The 16,656-nt window shown below is 73.2% G+C and carries 15 protein-coding genes and 1 pseudogene; 5 read left to right on the top strand and 11 right to left on the bottom strand.

What is annotated here, in order from left to right:
- Nucleotides 1-72 precede the first annotated feature (72 nt).
- From P3T34_RS37980 to P3T34_RS37970, 3 genes are all read right to left on the bottom strand, one after another.
- Complete coding sequence (locus tag P3T34_RS37980) at nt 73-285, bottom strand: hypothetical protein (RefSeq protein WP_280671126.1); 213 nt, start codon at nt 283-285, stop codon at nt 73-75.
- Nucleotides 286-340: 55 nt separating this feature from the next.
- On the bottom strand, nt 341-3,241 hold the full coding sequence (locus P3T34_RS37975; RefSeq protein WP_280671124.1) for a type 2 lanthipeptide synthetase LanM family protein: 2,901 nt from the start codon (nt 3,239-3,241) through the stop codon (nt 341-343).
- A 339-nt stretch (nt 3,242-3,580) separates the two neighbouring features.
- Nucleotides 3,581-4,339: a DeoR/GlpR family DNA-binding transcription regulator gene (locus tag P3T34_RS37970; RefSeq protein ID WP_280672645.1), complete on the bottom strand. Its 759-nt coding sequence runs from the start codon at nt 4,337-4,339 to the stop codon at nt 3,581-3,583.
- A 48-nt stretch (nt 4,340-4,387) separates the two neighbouring features.
- On the opposite strand from P3T34_RS37970, the pseudogene P3T34_RS37965 reads away from it, so the two are divergent.
- Nucleotides 4,388-4,459: pseudogene (locus tag P3T34_RS37965) on the top strand (DUF4406 domain-containing protein); the annotation flags it as partial.
- A 5-nt stretch (nt 4,460-4,464) separates the two neighbouring features.
- Nucleotides 4,465-5,142, top strand: a complete 678-nt coding sequence (locus tag P3T34_RS37960; protein WP_280671122.1) for an NUDIX domain-containing protein — start codon at nt 4,465-4,467, stop codon at nt 5,140-5,142.
- Nucleotides 5,143-5,373: 231 nt separating this feature from the next.
- On the opposite strand, the gene P3T34_RS37955 is transcribed toward P3T34_RS37960, so the two are convergent.
- Nucleotides 5,374-6,156, bottom strand: coding sequence for a GntR family transcriptional regulator (locus P3T34_RS37955; protein WP_280671120.1), 783 nt, complete (start codon nt 6,154-6,156; stop codon nt 5,374-5,376).
- 220 nt (nt 6,157-6,376) lie between these two features.
- Between P3T34_RS37955 and P3T34_RS37950 the strand changes: the two genes are divergently transcribed.
- The 3 genes from P3T34_RS37950 (at nt 6,377) to P3T34_RS37940 (ending at nt 10,319) form a co-directional block, all read left to right on the top strand.
- Nucleotides 6,377-8,830, top strand: coding sequence for a putative Ig domain-containing protein (locus P3T34_RS37950; RefSeq protein ID WP_280671113.1), 2,454 nt, complete (start codon nt 6,377-6,379; stop codon nt 8,828-8,830).
- 279 nt (nt 8,831-9,109) lie between these two features.
- Nucleotides 9,110-9,955 (top strand): inositol monophosphatase family protein, encoded by an 846-nt coding sequence (locus P3T34_RS37945; protein WP_280671111.1) that lies wholly within the window; start codon nt 9,110-9,112, stop codon nt 9,953-9,955.
- A 10-nt stretch (nt 9,956-9,965) separates the two neighbouring features.
- Complete coding sequence (locus P3T34_RS37940) at nt 9,966-10,319, top strand: MmcQ/YjbR family DNA-binding protein (protein WP_280671109.1); 354 nt, start codon at nt 9,966-9,968, stop codon at nt 10,317-10,319.
- A 26-nt stretch (nt 10,320-10,345) separates the two neighbouring features.
- Here P3T34_RS37940 and P3T34_RS37935 read toward each other — a convergent pair whose 3' ends face one another.
- The 7 genes from P3T34_RS37935 to P3T34_RS37905 form a co-directional block, all read right to left on the bottom strand.
- Entirely contained in the window at nt 10,346-11,323 is a 978-nt protein-coding gene (locus P3T34_RS37935; RefSeq protein ID WP_280671107.1) for an acyl-CoA desaturase, read from the bottom strand.
- Between the two features lie 302 nt (nt 11,324-11,625).
- Nucleotides 11,626-12,069 (bottom strand): hypothetical protein, encoded by a 444-nt coding sequence (locus P3T34_RS37930; protein WP_280671105.1) that lies wholly within the window; start codon nt 12,067-12,069, stop codon nt 11,626-11,628.
- A gap of 89 nt (nt 12,070-12,158) precedes the next feature.
- The gene (locus P3T34_RS37925; RefSeq protein ID WP_280671103.1) at nt 12,159-12,605 is read right to left on the bottom strand and encodes a hypothetical protein; all 447 of its coding nucleotides are present in this window, start codon (nt 12,603-12,605) and stop codon (nt 12,159-12,161) included.
- Nucleotides 12,606-12,808: 203 nt separating this feature from the next.
- Complete coding sequence (locus P3T34_RS37920; RefSeq protein WP_280671102.1) at nt 12,809-13,492, bottom strand: ATP-binding cassette domain-containing protein; 684 nt, start codon at nt 13,490-13,492, stop codon at nt 12,809-12,811.
- 11 nt (nt 13,493-13,503) lie between these two features.
- Nucleotides 13,504-14,247, bottom strand: a complete 744-nt coding sequence (locus tag P3T34_RS37915; protein ID WP_280671100.1) for an ATP-binding cassette domain-containing protein — start codon at nt 14,245-14,247, stop codon at nt 13,504-13,506.
- Complete coding sequence (locus P3T34_RS37910; RefSeq protein ID WP_280671098.1) at nt 14,244-16,109, bottom strand: ABC transporter permease; 1,866 nt, start codon at nt 16,107-16,109, stop codon at nt 14,244-14,246. The genes P3T34_RS37915 and P3T34_RS37910 overlap by 4 nt, the downstream gene beginning before the upstream one ends.
- Nucleotides 16,109-16,618, bottom strand: coding sequence for a hypothetical protein (locus P3T34_RS37905; RefSeq protein WP_280671096.1), 510 nt, complete (start codon nt 16,616-16,618; stop codon nt 16,109-16,111). Before P3T34_RS37905 ends, P3T34_RS37910 begins: the two co-directional genes overlap by 1 nt.
- Nucleotides 16,619-16,656 lie beyond the last annotated feature (38 nt).

Here is a 16,656-nt window from a genome sequence, read left to right as displayed (position 1 = left end):
GGCTGCAGGACCGGCGGCGCGGCCCGGGTACCCTGCGTGGGCGCCCGGACCGCTGGGTCGGACGGGTGGGTGCTACGCGTCTGCCTCGGGCGACGTGACAGGACATGTCTGGGTCTCGATGATCGTCTCCGGCGGCCCCCACGCGTCGCGCTCCGACAGCAGGTCCGCCCGGCGAGTGAGCGCGCCGGAGGTCCAGAGGGCGATCTCACCCGCGGGATGCCCGAGTGACCCGTCGGTGCGCAGGTCCGGCTGCTTCCAGGAACGGACCAGGTCGATGGCTTCCATGGCGTTGTGCCTTCCTCTCTTCAAGCGTCCCGGCACCCATACCGGTGACGCACACTCAGATCCGGTGTCCGGGCTCGGCGTGCAGCAGCAGCGCCGAGGCGGTCCGGCCGGGGAACCCCAGTCGCAGCAGTCCGTGGCCGATGCCCGCGAGCCCGGTCAGCAGACCGGGGACGACGAGCCCACCGGGGGCGCCGCAGCTCGGCCCGTCCCGTTCGACGGCGGCCAGCAGCAGGTCCGCCCGGCGATGCCGGACGGCCTGCGACACGGGGTCGGACAAGCGGGTCAGCAGTTCGAGGCCGCCGAGTTCGCCGTGGCACAGGCTGTGGTCCACCGCGGGTGCCGCACGGGCGAGTTCCCGCACGGCTCGCTCGACCACACCCCGCAGCAGTGGGTCGGCCGCTGCGATCGGCCGGTCGGCCACCGCCAGCGCGAGGCCCGGCAGGCCTTGGCACCACGAGTCGCCGCGGACGCGCTCGGCGGCCGTCCGAAGAGCCGCCAGCCCGGCGCGCTCGTACCGGGCGCCACCGCCGTCGGACGCGAATCCGAGCAGCGCCCAGCCGACCCCGGCCGCACCCCGGTGCATGCCCGCCTCGGGTGGCAGCGGCCGGGCGGCGAGCTCGGCCGCGCACGACATCGCGCCGCGCCATGCCTCCGCCGAACCGGTGCTCCGGTGGATGGCGAGCAGGGCGGCGAGGCCGCCGGCCAGACCGTCGAGCACTCCTGACGTGGTGTCAGGTGTGGCCACCGAGACCGTGAGAGCGATCGCCGGAGCGGTCAGGGCACCGATCTCACGGTCGTCCAGTGCGTCGGCCACCGCGCTGACGGCGTAGGCGATGCCGCCCAGTCCGGCGAATCCTCCCGGCCCGACCGCTTCGGCATCCTTCGGTCCGTCCGCGAGCCGCTCCAGCAGGCCGGGAAGCGGCTGCAGCGCCCGGCGGGCGAGTTGCGCGTAGCGGTCGGACCCGGTGAGCCCGGCGAGTTGGGCGAGGAACAGGGCCACGCCGGTGAAACCGCCGCCCAGATCGGCGCCGCACGGCCTGAGTTGCCAGTACCGGTCCCCGAGCAGCTCCAGGTCGAGCCAATTCACCCGTGTGGGGCGCTGATGTGCCAGTTCGACGAGCCGGTCGCCGATGGACCGGGCGGCGGCGAGCATCCGTTCCGGGGCCGGACCGGTCGGCGGCCGGGCGGTGGTGAGTTGGATGCTGGGGAACTGGGCGGCGGACGACGGGTGCGGCGGAGCGGTCGACCTGGCGGCCATCGCCGCCCGAATGATCCACTCCTGTGCCCGACGGTCTTCCTCCCCCATCGCGCGGATCCGGTCGGTCGCCGCATCGAGGCCAGGACGTGTCAGGGCACCGGGAATCCGTGCCCCGGTGCCGCTCCACAGGTCCGGCGTGCCAGGCCGGGTGGTGAACAGGGGGATGTCGTCGTCCCACAACTGCGCCAACTCGTCATCCAGCAGGGCGGGGTGGCCCGGCCCGGCGAGTTCGTCCGTGCCCAGCAGCCCGAGCAGTGCGTCCTTGGCGGCCGCGTCTCGCAACACGTCGGGGTGCGTCGCTTCGGCCAGCAGGGTCGCGTAGGTCCGGGTGGGCCGCAGCACCACGCGGGCCACATCGGCCGCGAAGCGCCGCAACAGTCCTGACGGCCCGAGCAGTTCGTCCCGTCCGGCGACGACGGCCCGGTACCCCGCGCGGAAGCCGGCCAGCAGTGCGTCGGTGTGGGCCGCGGGTTCGGCCTGCGTCCCGGCGAGCCACGGCCGGTTGGCGGCGCCGGCGAATGTGCCGGCCTGGCGGACCAGCCGCATCCGGTCGGTACCGGCGTCCGCCCAGCCCACCGAGTCCACCGGCAGCGGCACGCCGGTGTCGCCGCCGAGCCCCGAGGCGTCCAGCGCCGTCCGGTCGCCGACCAGCAACTGCGGCAGCAGACCGGTCCGGTAGACCGACGCCCGCAGCGCCGCCGCAGCCGGATCCTCGGCCCCGTGCGTCGTGATCACCGGGTGGAAGAGCGTTTCGACATCGATCAGCACTGGTTCGTCACCGCGGGCGATCAGGTTCTCGCAGTGCAGGTCGGTTCCGTCCAGGGCGTACAGCAGGGCGAGCAGGGCGCCCTGCCGGCGGTAGAAGCGTTCGAGTTCCTCCGGCGTCGCACACGGCTGATGGGTGACGTGCTCGACCCACCCGTAGCCGTCCCGCTCCAGCAGGCCCAGCACCGGTAGCCCAGGCGCGCCAGGCCGGGCGTTGAACCACCCGGCCACCTCGTTGAAGTGCCGGTGCATGCCCAGCGGCCTCGGCTTGTAGACCACTCTGCGACCGTCGGCGAAGCGCAGGACGGCGACGCTGCGGCCCCGTTGGTGCCCGTCTCCGGCGCCGGCGTCCACCGCGACCAGGCAACCGGGATCGGCTCCGCCGAACAGGGCCGCGACGATCTCCACCCGGTCGGCATCGAAGCGGCCGAGCAGCTCGGCCAGTGCCGTGACGGCGTCGAGGCAGACCCGACCGAGCAGGCGCGCGAGGACCGGGTACTCGGCGAACAGCGAGGTCAGGCTCTGCGGGGCGGACATCAGGGCGACGAAGTCGCGGAACCGGTCGGACGCCGTGTCACCGACCAGTCGTTCGGACACCCTGGCCACGTTCAGTTCCAGCACGAGGGTACGGGCCGAGCGGCGCGTCAGGACACGGGCGAGCCACGGCACGAACGCGGCCCGGACCGCCGTGAGGTCGACCGCGGGCCCGCCGGTCTGAGCCGACAACCGCTCGGCAGCGTGCTCGGCCAGGGGCGTCAGCAGCGAGACGAAGCCGGTGATGCCCGGGAGTTCACCGGCGGGCGGTCGAGGGGCCGGCCGCAACACGGCCAGCGTCTCGTCGACGAAGGCAGCCCAGTCGGGCCGGTCGGCGGGGAACCGCTCGCCGCCGGACAGTGCCCGTGCCCACCACGCGTCCGCACCTGCCGCTGCCAAGGAACATGCCCGCGGATCCATCACAGGGCGGGGTTCCATGCCATCTCCCGGTTGAGGTGAAGTGCTGTGAGCGCCCGGGGCATTGAGCGTGCTGGTAACACTGGCAGACATCGGCCCGGTCAGACCAGGGATTCGGCTACCGCATCCGGTGACGGAGTGGATCACGTAGTCGGGGCACGTACTTCTATCGTTGTCCGGGCAGACCTGCTCGGACAGACTCGGTCATGGTGCCTGCGCCCGATCACCCGTCAATTCCTGTGGATGGCTGAGCCATGGTGGCGGCTTGGCGGTCTGAATGCCGTGCCAGCCTTTCGGTGACGCCGCGTTCGGTGGGTGCCGTCAGCCGGCTGCCAGGATCTGCACACCGTGTGCTTTGAGTTGCTCGACGACCGCGTCGTGGGGGTCGGCGTCTGTGATCAGTGCGCTGACTTTCTCCCAGGGCAGCACGCGGAACCGCGAAGCCGTGCCGATCTTCTCGGAGGAGGCGAGGATGTAGGTGTCCGCGGCCCGCGCGGACAGGGCGCGCTTCATCGCAGCTTCCTCGACGTCCGCGGTAGTCAATCCCGCTTCGGGGTGCACACCGGTGACGCCGAGCAGGCAGAGGTCGGCGGAGATGTTCTGCGCGGCCTCGACCGCGGCGGCACCGCAGGCTACCGCCGAGTGCTTGAAGACGCGGCCTCCGAGCAGGAAGAGCTCCGCCTGCGGATGGCCGAGCAGGGCTGCGGCGATCGTCGGGCTGTGGGTGATCACGGTGCAGGCCAGACCCTTGGGGAGCGCGTGAGCGACGGCGAGGGCGGTGGTGCCGCCGTCGAGAATCAGCGTGCCACCGGGCCGCACCAGAGCGGCGGCCACAGCGGCAACCTTCCGCTTGCCGTCCGGGGCCACGCTCTGCCGGGCGGCGTAGTCCACCACCGCCGGCGAGACGGGAAGCGCGCCGCCGTAGACCCGCTGGCACAGTCCCTCGGCGGCCAGATCGCGCAGGTCGCGCCGCACGCTGTCCTCGGAGATCCCCAGTTCGGCAGAGACGTCCTTAGCGACGATCTTGCCTTGGCGAGCGAGTAGACCGAGCAGGTGTTCGCGCCGTTCAGCAGCCAGCATCCTTATTCTCTCCTGTTCTTGCATGTTTCTGCATGTATGGTAGCGCCCGTGACCGACCAACCCATGCTCATCCTGATCGCCGGCCCCTACCGCTCCGGCACCGCCGGCGACCCGCAGGCCGCCACATGACAAGCCGCCCCGGCATCGACACCCCCGACCACCGCGGCCGCACCGACCTCGACCAAGCCGGACGCGACCTCGACCGCAACCCCGACATCCAGATCCGCGACGTCGAGCTCACCTCCCAGGGCTGGCACGTCCTGCGGCGCACCACCTTCGACTACCGCCGCCGCGACGGACGCTGGGAGACCCAGCAGCGCGAGACCTACGACCGCGGCGACGGCGCCGTCGTCCTGCCGTACGACACCCAGCGCCACCGCGTCCTGCTCACCCGCCAGTTCCGCTACCCGGCCTACGTCAACGACCACCCCGACGGCATGCTCATCGAAGCCGCCGCAGGGCTGCTCGACGCGGACGACCCGCCCGCCGCCGTCAGACGCGAGTGCGCCGAGGAACTCGGCGTCACCCTCGGCCCGCTCACCCACGTCCTTGACGCCTACATGAGCCCCGGCTCCGTCACCGAACGCCTCCACTTCTTCGCCGCTCCCTACACCCCGGCCGACCGGACCGGGACCGGCGGCGGACTCGAGGAGGACGGCGAGGACATCGAAGTCCTCGAACTGCCCTTCACCCAGGCCCTCGCCATGACCCGCGACGGACGCATCACCGACGCGAAGACCGTCCTGCTCCTGCAATGGGCAGCCCTGGACGGGCCCTTCGCCCCCACGGCGGACGGCCACTGACAACGCGTGCATGTAACGCACAGTCGCCCGCGAAGCCACTGGTACGCGGGGCGTCCTCGACCGGGACGCGGAACGGGCCTGGAACCGGCGACAGGGTGTTCACCGGCGCAGTCTCAGCCCTCCGGATGCGTCAGTGCCAAAGGACTTGCCGGCGGTCGGGCCTGGGCTTCGGAGCGGCCGCCTCGCGTGCGGGAGAGTCGGGGGAAGGTGTAGGCGGCCGCGTGAGTGCGGCTACGGCTGTTCCGGTGTCAGGCGGGTGGTGAAGCTGAAGCGGTCGCCGCGGTAGAGGGAGCGGACGCACTCGACGGGGCGTCCCTCCCGGTCACGGGAGACGCGGTTGATCAGCAGCATGGGCAGGGCGGGGCTGGTGCCGATCAGCTGCACCTCGCGAGGGGAGGCGAGGACCGTCTCGATCCGTTCGTCGGCTTCGGCAAACTCCACCCCGGCCGCGCGCAGGAACGCGTAGAGGGAGGTGGTCGGGTCGAAGTGGGTGGCGAGAGTGGGGAATCGCTGCAGCGGGAGGTAGGTGCTCTCCACTCCGATCCGCTCGTCGTCGGCCAGCAGCAGCCGCTCCAGGTGCACCACGGCGGCCGCGAGGGGGATCTGCAGGCGTTCGGCGAGGTCGGCGCCGGCGGGGAGCTGTTCGAGGGTGACCAACTGCCGCCCCGGGCGCCGGCCCTGCCTGCGGACTCCCTCGGTGTAGCTGGCGAGGATCAGCGGCTGCTCGAACTTGGGGCCCGCCACGACCGTCGAGCGGCCGCGGCGCTGGAGCCGGCCCTCCAGGCGCAGTTCCCTGATGGCCTGGCGCACGGTCATCCGGGAGACGCCGAAACGCTCCGCCAGCTCCCGTTCGGTGGGCACGACGGCGCCCTGGCTCAGGGTGTCCAGGACCGTTGAGATCTTGTGCTTCACCTGGAAGTACTTGGGAGCCTCGCCGTGCTCGGGCAGGCCCTCGCGGGCGGGCCGCAGCGCGGCGGACGGTGGAGCGCCGGCCTCGGCGGCAGGTGTGGTCACCCCGTCAACGGTAGCCGAGGCAGGGAGCGGCGAGCGCCGTGGCGCCGGGTGAACGCCGGCCCAACGCCAGTTCCGCAGCACGCCGTTCGCCCAGCCGTCGTCTGCCGGGCAGCTGCCGGTTGTGCGCCGTCCGCCCGGCACGGCCATCCTCGTCGCGATTGGGCTAGCCCAATTGTACGTACGCCTGTGGTTCGAACCCCGCTTCCCTCGGAGGAACTCGATGTACGGCAGACTCAGATCAATCAACCCGTGGACCAGCCGGGCGGTGGCCGCCGTGCTGCTCGGCGCGGCGCTGACCACCCCCGCCGCCTTCCCGGCCGCCGCTGCGACCACCAGTGCGAACCTCCTGCTCAACGGCGGCGCGGAGACCTCCCAGTGCAGCCCCGGCGGCTGGGAGGAGACCACCCTGGCGGGCTGGCAGATCACCTCCGGCGACCCGGTGATCAACTGCTACAACGCGACGAACGGCGCCAGCACCACCACCCCCGGCTCGCCGACCAAGGCGACCGCCTACTTCCAGGGCGGCTCGCGCGGCTCCTCGGAGATGACGCAGACCACCGACGTCTCCTCGGCCGCCGCCGCGATCGACGCGGGCGGCGTGCACTCCACCGTCTCCGGCTGGCTCGGCGGGGTCGGCAGCTACAACGACGCCGCCGCGGTGACGATCACCTACCTCGACTCCTCCGGCGCCTCGCTGGGCACCTCCTCCATCGGCCCGGTGCTGGCCGCCGACCGCTCCAACACCACCGAATTCCTGCAGCGCAGCGCCACCGCGACGGTTCCCGCCGGCACCCGCTCGATCCTGACCGCGGTCGACTTCACCATGACCGGGACGCAGAACGACGGGATGGCCGACGACCTCTCGCTGACCCTCGACACCCCGGCCACCGCCCCGACCCTGACCGTCCCCGCCTCCACGGTGCCCGGCTACGACCACGTCTTCGTCGTCATGATGGAGAACAACAACTACTCGGCGAGCTCCAACACCGTCGACGGCGGCGCCGGAGTCATCGGCAACTCCGCCGCCCCCTACCTCAACAACACCCTGCTCCCGATGGGCTCCCTGCTCACGAACTACCATGCCAACACGCACAGTTCCGACCCGAACTACGAGGCGATCGCGTTCGGCAACTCCTTCGGGCGCAGCAACCACAGCACTCCGGGGGCCGACTGCATCACCAACCCCGCCTGCGCCGCGACGAACAACGGACTGAACGACAACCTCGACGCGGCCGGCAAGAGCTGGAAGCAGTACGTCCAGAGCCAGACCAGCAACTGCCAGACCACCGGCAGCGGCAACTACGAGACCGACGACGTCCCGTTCTACTACGACCCCAAGATGCAGAGCGACAACGCCTACTGCCAGGCGCACTGGCAACCGCTGCCGCAGCTGCTCAACACCGACCTGGCAAGCACGGCGACGACCCCCGCGTTCGTGTGGGCCGACGCCGACTCCTGCTACGACATGGAGGGTTGCGGCATCGCGTCCGGTGACACCTGGCTGAGCCAGACCCTCCCCACGCTGTTCAACTCCCCCGCCTGGACGCAGCAGAAGTCGCTGCTCGTGCTCACCTGGGACGAGGACGGCGCGAACTCCCCCGGCGGGTTCGGCCCCGGCCAGACCAACCAGGTCGCCACCGTCCTGATCGGATCGCAGGGCACCGTCAAGGCCGGCTACCAGGACGCGAACCGCTACGACCACTACAGCACCGCCCGGGTCATCGAGGGCGCGCTCGGGCTGACCACGACGATGACCGACAACGACAAGTGGGCCACCCCGTACAACGAGGTGTTCACCGGCGCCGGCACCGGTGGGACTGGTGGCACCGGTGGGAACACCGTCACCCTCGCCGACCCCGGCGCGCAGACCTCCACTGTCGGCACCGCGATCAGCCCGCCGCAGATCCAGGCCTCGGACTCGGACCCCGGCCAGACCCTCACCTACGCTGCCACCGCTCTGCCCGCGGGCCTCACGATCGACGCGAGCACCGGACAGATCACCGGCACCCCGACCGCCGCCGGCACCTCCACGGTGACGCTCACCGCCACCGACACCAGCGGCGCCAGCGCCGGCACGTCCTTCACCTGGACCGTCGCGCCCGCCGCCGGATCCACCTACACCGTCCCGATCGTCAACCCGGGCGCCGAGACGGGAGCCTGCCAGTCCTCCATGGGCACCGGAACCCCCGCCCAGGCCTGGACACTGACCAACTCGCCGCAGCAGGTGTGCTACGGCGCGTCCGGCGGCTATCCGACATCCGCCCAGGGACCGACGTCCCCGGCATCCCCGGGCAACGCGTTCTTCGACGGCGGGAGCACCGCCACCGCCTCGATGACCCAGAACGTCAGCGTCGCCGACCACGCCGGCCAGATCGCCGCCGGAAACCTCCCCTACACGCTGTCCGCCTGGATCGGCGGCTACGCGACGCAGGGAGACAACGCCGGACTCACCGCCACGTTCCTCAGCTCCTCGGGCGCGTCACTGGGCACCGCCACCCTCGCCCCCGTCACCGCGGCCCAGCGCGGCAACCAGACCGAACTGCTCTACCAGTCGGCCACCGGCACCGTGCCCGCCGCCACCGCATCCGTCAAGTTCACCGTCAACTTCACCCGCCAGGCAGGAACCGGCGACGACGGCTACATCGACAACATCGCCATGACCTTCCCCAACTGACAGCAACGAACACCCACTCCAGGCCCGCTACGCGGGCACCATCTCCTGAGCGGGGACGCGCCTCGGTGCGTCCCCGCTTTCGCGCGTGCCGCAGCCGCCGACGGCGACAGCGACAGCGACAGCGACAGCGACAGCGACAGCGCTGGGCCGTAACCGAAGCAGGGGCCAGGGCCTCAGCTGAGCGGTACCCGACTCGCGCAGGCCGGTCGGGTCGCCGCGCAGGCGGGGTCGATGCCGGCCTCAGGAGCGGGTAGGGCCGCCGCCGGTATCCTGCCCGACATGATCAACTCATCTGCGGGCCTTGACGATACCGAGGTTGCGATAGCCGCGGCGTGTGCCGGAGCCGACGTGGTGCGCGGCATGTACGGTCGGCGGCTCGCCCGCATCGACAAGGGCGGCGGGGACTTCGCCACCACCGCCGACGTCGAGGCGGAGAAGGCGATCCTCGGCGTGATCCGCGCCGCCCGACCCGATGACGCGGTGCTCGGCGAGGAGGGCGGGCGCCACGGTAGCGCCGAGGCCGTCCGCCAGTGGCTGGTGGATCCCCTGTGCGGCACCCTCAACTACGCCGCCGCCACCGCACTGGTGGCCGTCAACGTGGCGCTGCGCGGCGCAGCGGCGGCGGTAGCCGACCCGTTCAGCGGCGAGGTCTTCTTCACCGACGGTGAGAGCGCCCGGGTACGGCACGACGGAACCGAGGAGCAGTTGGCACCCACGTCCACCACCCGGCTGGTGGACGTCAATCTCGATCCGCCGTTCCCGAGCGCACCCGGCGTACGCGCCGTGGACCTCCTGGCCCACCCCGGGTTCGTCGAGCAGTTCCGGCCGCGAGTCGTGTCCACGACGCTGGCGTTGGCCTGGGTCGCCGCCGGCAAGCGTGCCGCGTACGTCACCGACGGCGGTGATCTGTCCGGGAGCGTGCACTTCGCCGCCGGCATCGCCCTGTGCCAGGCCGCCGGCTGCGTGGTCACCGGGATCGACGGCGCACCGATCGGACCGGCGGGCCGCGGACTGGTCGCCGCCGCCGACACCGAAACCCACGGGCTGCTGATGTCGATGCTCCACAGCCGAAGCGGCCGAAGCGGCCGAGCCCAGAGCACCCCGCACGGCCGTCCCGCGTCCTAGGGTGGTGGCCGTGATCGATGCCGATGATGTCCGCCGTATCGCGCTGTCCCTCCCGCAGACCGCGGAGAAGGAGGCGTGGAAAATTCCCACGTTCCGGGTGGCTGGGAAGATGTTCATCACCGTCCCCGACGATCAGACGTCCTTCGCCGTGCGGTGCCCCAAGCATGATCGGACGGAGCTGATCGCCTCGGAGCCGGAGAAGTTCTGGGTGCCGCCGCACGAGGCGAGTTCAGCCTGGGTGCGCGTGCGGCTCGGCGCCCTGGACGACCTGGCCGAGCTGTACGACATCCTGGTGGACTCCTGGAAGCAGGCCGCACCCGACCACCTCGTCGAGGCGTTCGACGCTGAGGCCCGGCCGCGGTAGGCGCTGGGCGGTGGGCCGTTGGGGCGTCACGATTGCCGACGCGCTTCGAGGCGGGCCGGGGCGGGCCAGTGCACGTCCCGGACCCATCCGAGACGCTCGAAGAGGCGGATGACCACAGCGGACGGGTCGATCTGGCCGCGGTCGACCCCGTGGCGGGCGCTGGTGGGCTCCGCGTGGTGGAGGTTGTGCCAGCTCTCACCGAAGGAGAGCAGGGCCAGCGGCCACAGGTTGGTGGCTCGGTCGTGTCGGCGGGTGCGGAACGGGCGCCTTCCGATCATGTGGCAGAGCGAGTTGACGCTCCAGGTCACGTGCTGCAGCAGGGCGACGCGCACCAGGCCGGCCCAGAGCAGGGCCGTCAGTGCGCCGTGCCAGTTGCCGCCGATCGCCCAGCCCACCGCGAAGGGCAGGGCCAGGGACAGGATGCACAGGGCCGGGAAGGCACGGGTGATCGCGCGCAGATCCCGGTCGGCGAGCAGATCCGGGGCGTAGCGGGCCGGTGGTGTCACGTCGCCGGTGAACAGCCAGCCGATGTGGGCGTGTGCCAGGCCGCGGAGCTCGGCTCGCATGGTGGTGCCGTAGCGGAACGGTGAGTGCGGGTCGCCCGGGCGGTCGGTGAAGGCGTGGTGGCGGCGGTGGGTGGCGACCCAGCCGATCACGTCACCCTGGAAGCTCATCGACCCGGCCACCGCGAGTGCGACCTTCAACCCCCGGGTCGGCACGAAGCTGTGGTGCGTGAGGCCGCGGTGGAATCCCACCGTCACGCCCAGGCCGGTGATCGTGTAGAGCACGACAGCCAGGACGACATCCAGCGGCCCGATCAGCCGTCCCCACAGCACCCAGCCCGCCAGTCCCAGTGCGGCGAAGGGGAACATCACCACCAGTGCGGTCGCCACCAGTTGCCAGCGCGGCACGGTCACGCGGTCGGCTGCCTCGTCACGTGGGAACGGCGACGTGCCGTCGTACGAGGGCTCCTGCGGGGGCTTCTGCGGCGGTTCGCGCGTCACGGCGGCACGCGCGTGGGCCGATGGCTCTGTCGTCTGCCCCGAGATGGACACACCCTGCTCCTTTGCCGTCTCGTCTGCGACGCAGCCAGGGTCAGGGGCAGCTACTGCACGGGCCGCCGTGGCGGCCCAGCGCCACGGCGGTCCAGAGTGTGGTTCGTCTCAGCGCCCCCGGGGCCCGACGAACGAGATGGCTCGCGGACAGAACCGGCGGCTCCCTTCCACGATATCCCCCGGGTGGTCCCGGATGGCCGTCTGAGCCCCGGCCGTTGATCGCCGTCCGGACCGGGTCGGTGATCCGCCGATCAGACCGAACCGGCTTCCGGCTCGGTCTCCGGCTCGGCTTCCGGCTCAGGCTCGGGGGCGGTGGCGCGGTGCTGGGCGGCGACCGCCCTGCTCAGCGCCTCCCGCAGTTCGGCCGCCGACTGCTGCGGGTTCTCACTGGTGGCGCTGATCCGGGCGAAGGGTGCGGGCTGGCGCAGGTCGACGCAGACCACGCCGCGCCGCTTCGGGCGGACGGCGACGAAGTCCCGCCCGCCCGGATGCCGCCAGACCCCCAGCCACCGCGCACCGGGGACCTGTACCCCGTGCTCCCTGGTGCCGCGCAGGGCTCGCCACGCGTCGGGCTGGAAGGTGACGTCCTCCACCGCCGCCACAGGCACCCGGATGTCCCCGTGCCGGGCTGCGGCCTTCTCCAGGCGGCCCAGCCGGACGACCAGTTCGTCGCCGTCGATCGCTATCTTCGTCATCGCTTCATCCTCGCCGTTCCTGCGGCTGCCGCGCGCTGAGGGCGGCAGCCGGGGCTGCGCGGAGCGTCACAGAGCCCGGGCACCGGGGCTCACGGGACCATGCGGGAGCCGGTGTCCGCGGCCTCGGATCCAGCCTCGGGTTCGGGTTCGGCCTCGGGCTGGGGTCCGCAGGCGGGCGGTCCGGGCTGCGGGGGCTGGGCATGGGCGTGAGCGCCGAGCGGACGAGCGCCGTGCCGCTCGGAGCGGTGTCCGCGGGCGTCGGTGATGCGCTGGCGGGGCGTGCTGGTCATGCCGGGCGGGACCGGGATCGGCCGCCGAGCCAGGATCCTGCCCACCCAGCGGTGCCCGCACTGCGGACAGTGCGCAGCCCCTGCGGGCGTGTACGGGGACTCCACAGCGACACCGTCGCGGGAGAAGTACTCCCAGTCGGCTCCGTCGTCGTCCCGGTAGCGCTGGACGTCGAAATCGGTGCTCCACTGGTTCCAGCAGTGGCCACAGGTGAACTCCACGCGCTCCAGGGCCAGCTCCGTGATCATCGTCTCCACCTCCCACCGAACGCCGTACGGCGGCCCGCTCCGGCCCGCTCCGGCTCGCAGGCGGGAGCGCTCCTCCCTTGGCTGTGCGCCTACCCACCGATACTCCGATATACCTCCGCCGGCGGTGTCACGGCAACCGCTCACCAGGGGCCGCACCGGCGACGTCTGCGGAACCCGCACGCTGGGTGTTTCGGGCGGCCCGTTCAGCCCCGGCGGAGTTCGCCCGCCTCGCCGAGCCAGACCAGCCGACCGCGCTCCAGAACGTGCACCACGGCGTCGTCCGGTGCCCAGGGCGGCAGGGTGCGTGCGGTCAGCAGGACCGCGCGGCCGGCCCGGGCCCGGTCGGTGAGCATGCCGCGCAGCCGGGCCACCACGGCGGGGGCCAGGCCGCGTTCGGGTTCGTCGAGCAGCAGCAGGGCAGGGTCGGCCAGCAGCGCCCGGGCGAGGGCGACCAACTGCTGCTGCCCGCCGGAGAGATCGGTGCAGCGGCGGCCGAACAGTGCGGTCAGCTCCGGGAATCGGGCCGCCGCCCGGTCGGGCGGGCCGGACAGGCCGAGCGTCTCGGCCACCGTCAGGGTCGAGAAGACCGCCCGGCGGGCCGGGACCAGCACCACGCCGAGCGCGGCCCGGCGATGGGCGGCCAGCGTGGTGACGTCCTGTCCGGCTACGGTGACCCGACCCTGGTAGGGGCGGGCCAGGCCGGCCAGGGTCGCCAGCACGGTGGAGCGCCCGGAACCGTTGCGGCCGACCAGGAAGCCGAGCCGCCCGTTCGGGCAGCGCACGTCCACCCCGTGCAGGCGCTCGACCCTTCCGTAGCGGACCCGGACGCCGCGCAGCTCGGCGGCCAGGCCGCCGCCCATCGGAGCGCCGCCCGTCGCAGCGCTCACCGTCGGAGCGCTCACCAGAGCCGCCGGACTCGCTGGTCGGCGAGGACCCGCTCGATCGGACCGGTGGCGACCACCCGGCCACCGTCCAGCACGTACGCGAGTTCGGCGAGCCGGGAGACCAGCCCGAGGTCGTGCTCGACCAGCAGTACGCCCGCGCCCTCGCGGGCCACCAGGGCCAGCACCCGGGCGACCCAGGCGACTTGGCCCGCGTCGAGGCCAACCGAGACCTCGTCCACCAGCAGTACGCGCGGCGATCCGGCCAGCGCTCTGGCCAGCTCGACCAGCCGGAGTACCCCGAGCGGCAGGTCGCCCGCCGGGCGGTGGGCGAGCGAGGTCAAGCCCAGCAGCCGCAGCGCGCCGGCCACCCGGTCCCGGACCGCCAGCGGGTGGCCGGCGCGCTGCCGCTGCTGCTCGGCGCCGACCTGGACGTTCTCCGCGACCGTCAGCTCGGGGAAGACGGCCACCTGCTGGAAGGTCCGCGCCACGCCCAGCCGGGCCCGCCGGTGGCAGGGCGACCGGGTGATATCGCGGCCGTCGAGCAGGATCCGCCCGCCGTCGGGGCGGGCCAGTCCGCTGAGGCAGTCGAGCAGCACGCTCTTGCCCGCGCCGTTCGGGCCGACCAACGCGGTCACCCGGCCGGGGCGGACCACCAGGTCCACGCCGTCCACCACCGCCACGCCGCCGAGCCGCCGCAGCACCCCGCGCCCGGCGAGCACCCCGGCGCCGTTCTCAGCCTCGGTCCCGCTGCCGCTCATCCCGCCGCCGCCCGCCGGACCCAGCCCGCGAGCCCGCCGGGCAGCCACCCCGCCCCCGCCGCGAGGGCGCCCACCACCACGGCCGACATCCCCGGCACGGTCGCCGCGTCCAGCCCCACCAGGGCGAACGCCGCCAGCACCGCGCCCACCGCGCTGTCCACCCCGGCCACCACCACGGCCGCGAACCAGAGCAACCCCTGCAGCGGGTCGAACACCGAGGCGTCGAACGCCTCGCCGCCCAGCGCGAGCAGCACCCCGCCCGCGCCCGCCAGTCCCGCGCCCAGCCCGAAGACCAGCAGCTTGACCCGGGGCACCGCCACCCCCGCCGCCCAGGCGCCCGCCTCGTGGTCGCGCATCGCCACCAGGGACCGGCCCAGCCGCCCCCGTCGCACCGCCGCCACCAGCAGCGCGCTCACCCCGAGCACCGCCAACTCGGCGGCGTAGAAGGCGTGGTCGCCGCGCAGGAAGACAGGTCGCCGCACGGTCAGGCCGGCCGTCGCGTAGGGCTGCTCGAAGACGAAGCGGCTCAGCCCGACCGCCAGCGCGAAGGTCACCAGCGCCAGCACCAGGCCGCGCCGGTGCACCACCGGGCGGCCGATCAGCACCCCGGCCGCCGCCAGGCCGAGGACGGTGACCACCAGCGCCGCGCCCACCGGGACCCGTCCCGAGGCGAGCAGCGCGGCGGCGAGCGCGCCCAGGCCCGCGAAGGCGCCCTGGCCCAGCGAGACCAGCCCGCCGCCACCGGTCACCAGCACCACCGAGAGCAGGATCAGCGCCAGCGCGGGCACCGTCAGCACGGCCCGCACCCCGCCCGCCCGCAGCGCCAGCGGGGTGAGCAGCGCGAGCGCGCAGGCGGCGGTCGCCCAGACCCAGTTCCAACCCCAGCTCCAGCCCCAGCCACCACCGTGCGGCCGCCCGAGCTGCGGCAGCCCGCCGCCGCCCAGCAGGCCCTGCTCGGCGAAGCCCTCGACGAAACCCCACGGCACCAGAGCGGCCACCAGCAGCGCCACCGCGAACAGGTTGGACTGCACGGCGTCCAGCAGCGGCCCGAGCATGCCACCCGGATGCAGCCAGGTCAGCTCGGACTGGCCGATGCCCAGCGCGAGCCCGACCGCCACCGCGATCGGCAGGCTGCGCAGCCGGGCCGCCACCGCGACCGCGAGGGTCTCCATCACCAGCAGCGGCAGTCCGTACGGGTCGAGCAGCACCAGCGGCGCCAGCAGTACGCCCACCAGCCCGGCCGTGAAGGAGCCGAAGGCCCAGCCGGCCGCCGCCACCCGCCCGGCGTTCACCCCGGCCAGCTCGGCCAGGGTCGGATCGGCGGAGACCGCCCTGGCCCGCACCCCGAAGCCGGTCCACCGCCCGACCGCCCAGAGCGCTACCGCGATCACCAGCACGGTGCCGAGCTGGGCCACCGCGTCCACCCGGAGCAGGTGGCCGCCGGGCAGTGTGACGGTCCGCGCCGGGACCAGCGCCGGCACGTCGGCCAGCGGCGTGGTGCCCCAGATCGCCGCGACGGCGCCGATCAGCAGCACCAGGACGCCGACGCAGGCGACCACCAACTCGCCGGTCGCCGCCTGGCGCCGCTGGAGCGGTCCGAAGACGGCCAGCTGGAGCAGCACGCCGAGGCCGGGTGCCACCACCAGCAGGCAGAGCACCGCGCCCCAGCCCACCGGCCACCCGCGCACCACCACCAACTCCCGCAGCAGATAGGCGATGAAGACGGCGATGCCGCCCTGCGCCAGATTGAGCACCCCGGTCAGCCGGTAGCAGATCACCAGTCCGACCCCGCTGAGCGCGGCCGCGGCGCCGACGGCCACGCCGGCCAGCGCGAAGTCGATCGCCAGCCCGGGGTCGGCCATCAGAGCGGGCCGTCCGCGGGCAGTACGTCCGGCTCGCAGACCGGACACGGCGCCAGCCCGCGCGCCCGGACCGCCGCGCCGTCGACCGGGACGGCCTGCGGTTTGCCCGCCACCAGCGGGCAGCCGGGGCGGTGGCAGAGGGTGCCGCCGGGCACCGCGACCAGGCCGCCGCCCGCCACCGCCGCCCCACCACCCGTGTCGGTCCAAACCTCGGGCGGCCGCCAGTCGACGGCGGTCGACTCGGCCGGGGTCGGGCCTACGGTCAGGGCGTCCGCACGGCCCGCGCCCGGGGTGCGCAGCGCAGCCCAGACCACGCCCGCCACGATCAGCGCGGCGCCCGGCGCGGTGGCGGAGGCGAGGTAGGGAAGCTGTCGTGCGGTCAGCCGCTCGCCCGAGACGGCGTACCAGCCGAGCACGCACATCGCCCCACCCAGCAGGGCCAGCAGCCAGCCGAACGGTGCGCCGGCGAGCAGCAGCCGGGTGCGGGCCGGGCGCCCCGAGCCGTCCATCGCGATCCCTTCCGCCGCCCCGCCAGAGGGCCGGCGTC

Origin of the sequence: Kitasatospora sp. MAP12-44, assembly GCF_029892095.1 — a bacterium.
Lineage (GTDB): Bacteria > Actinomycetota > Actinomycetes > Streptomycetales > Streptomycetaceae > Kitasatospora.
Note: the sequence above shows the minus strand (reverse complement) of the source record. Positions and strands in the feature narration are given on the sequence as shown.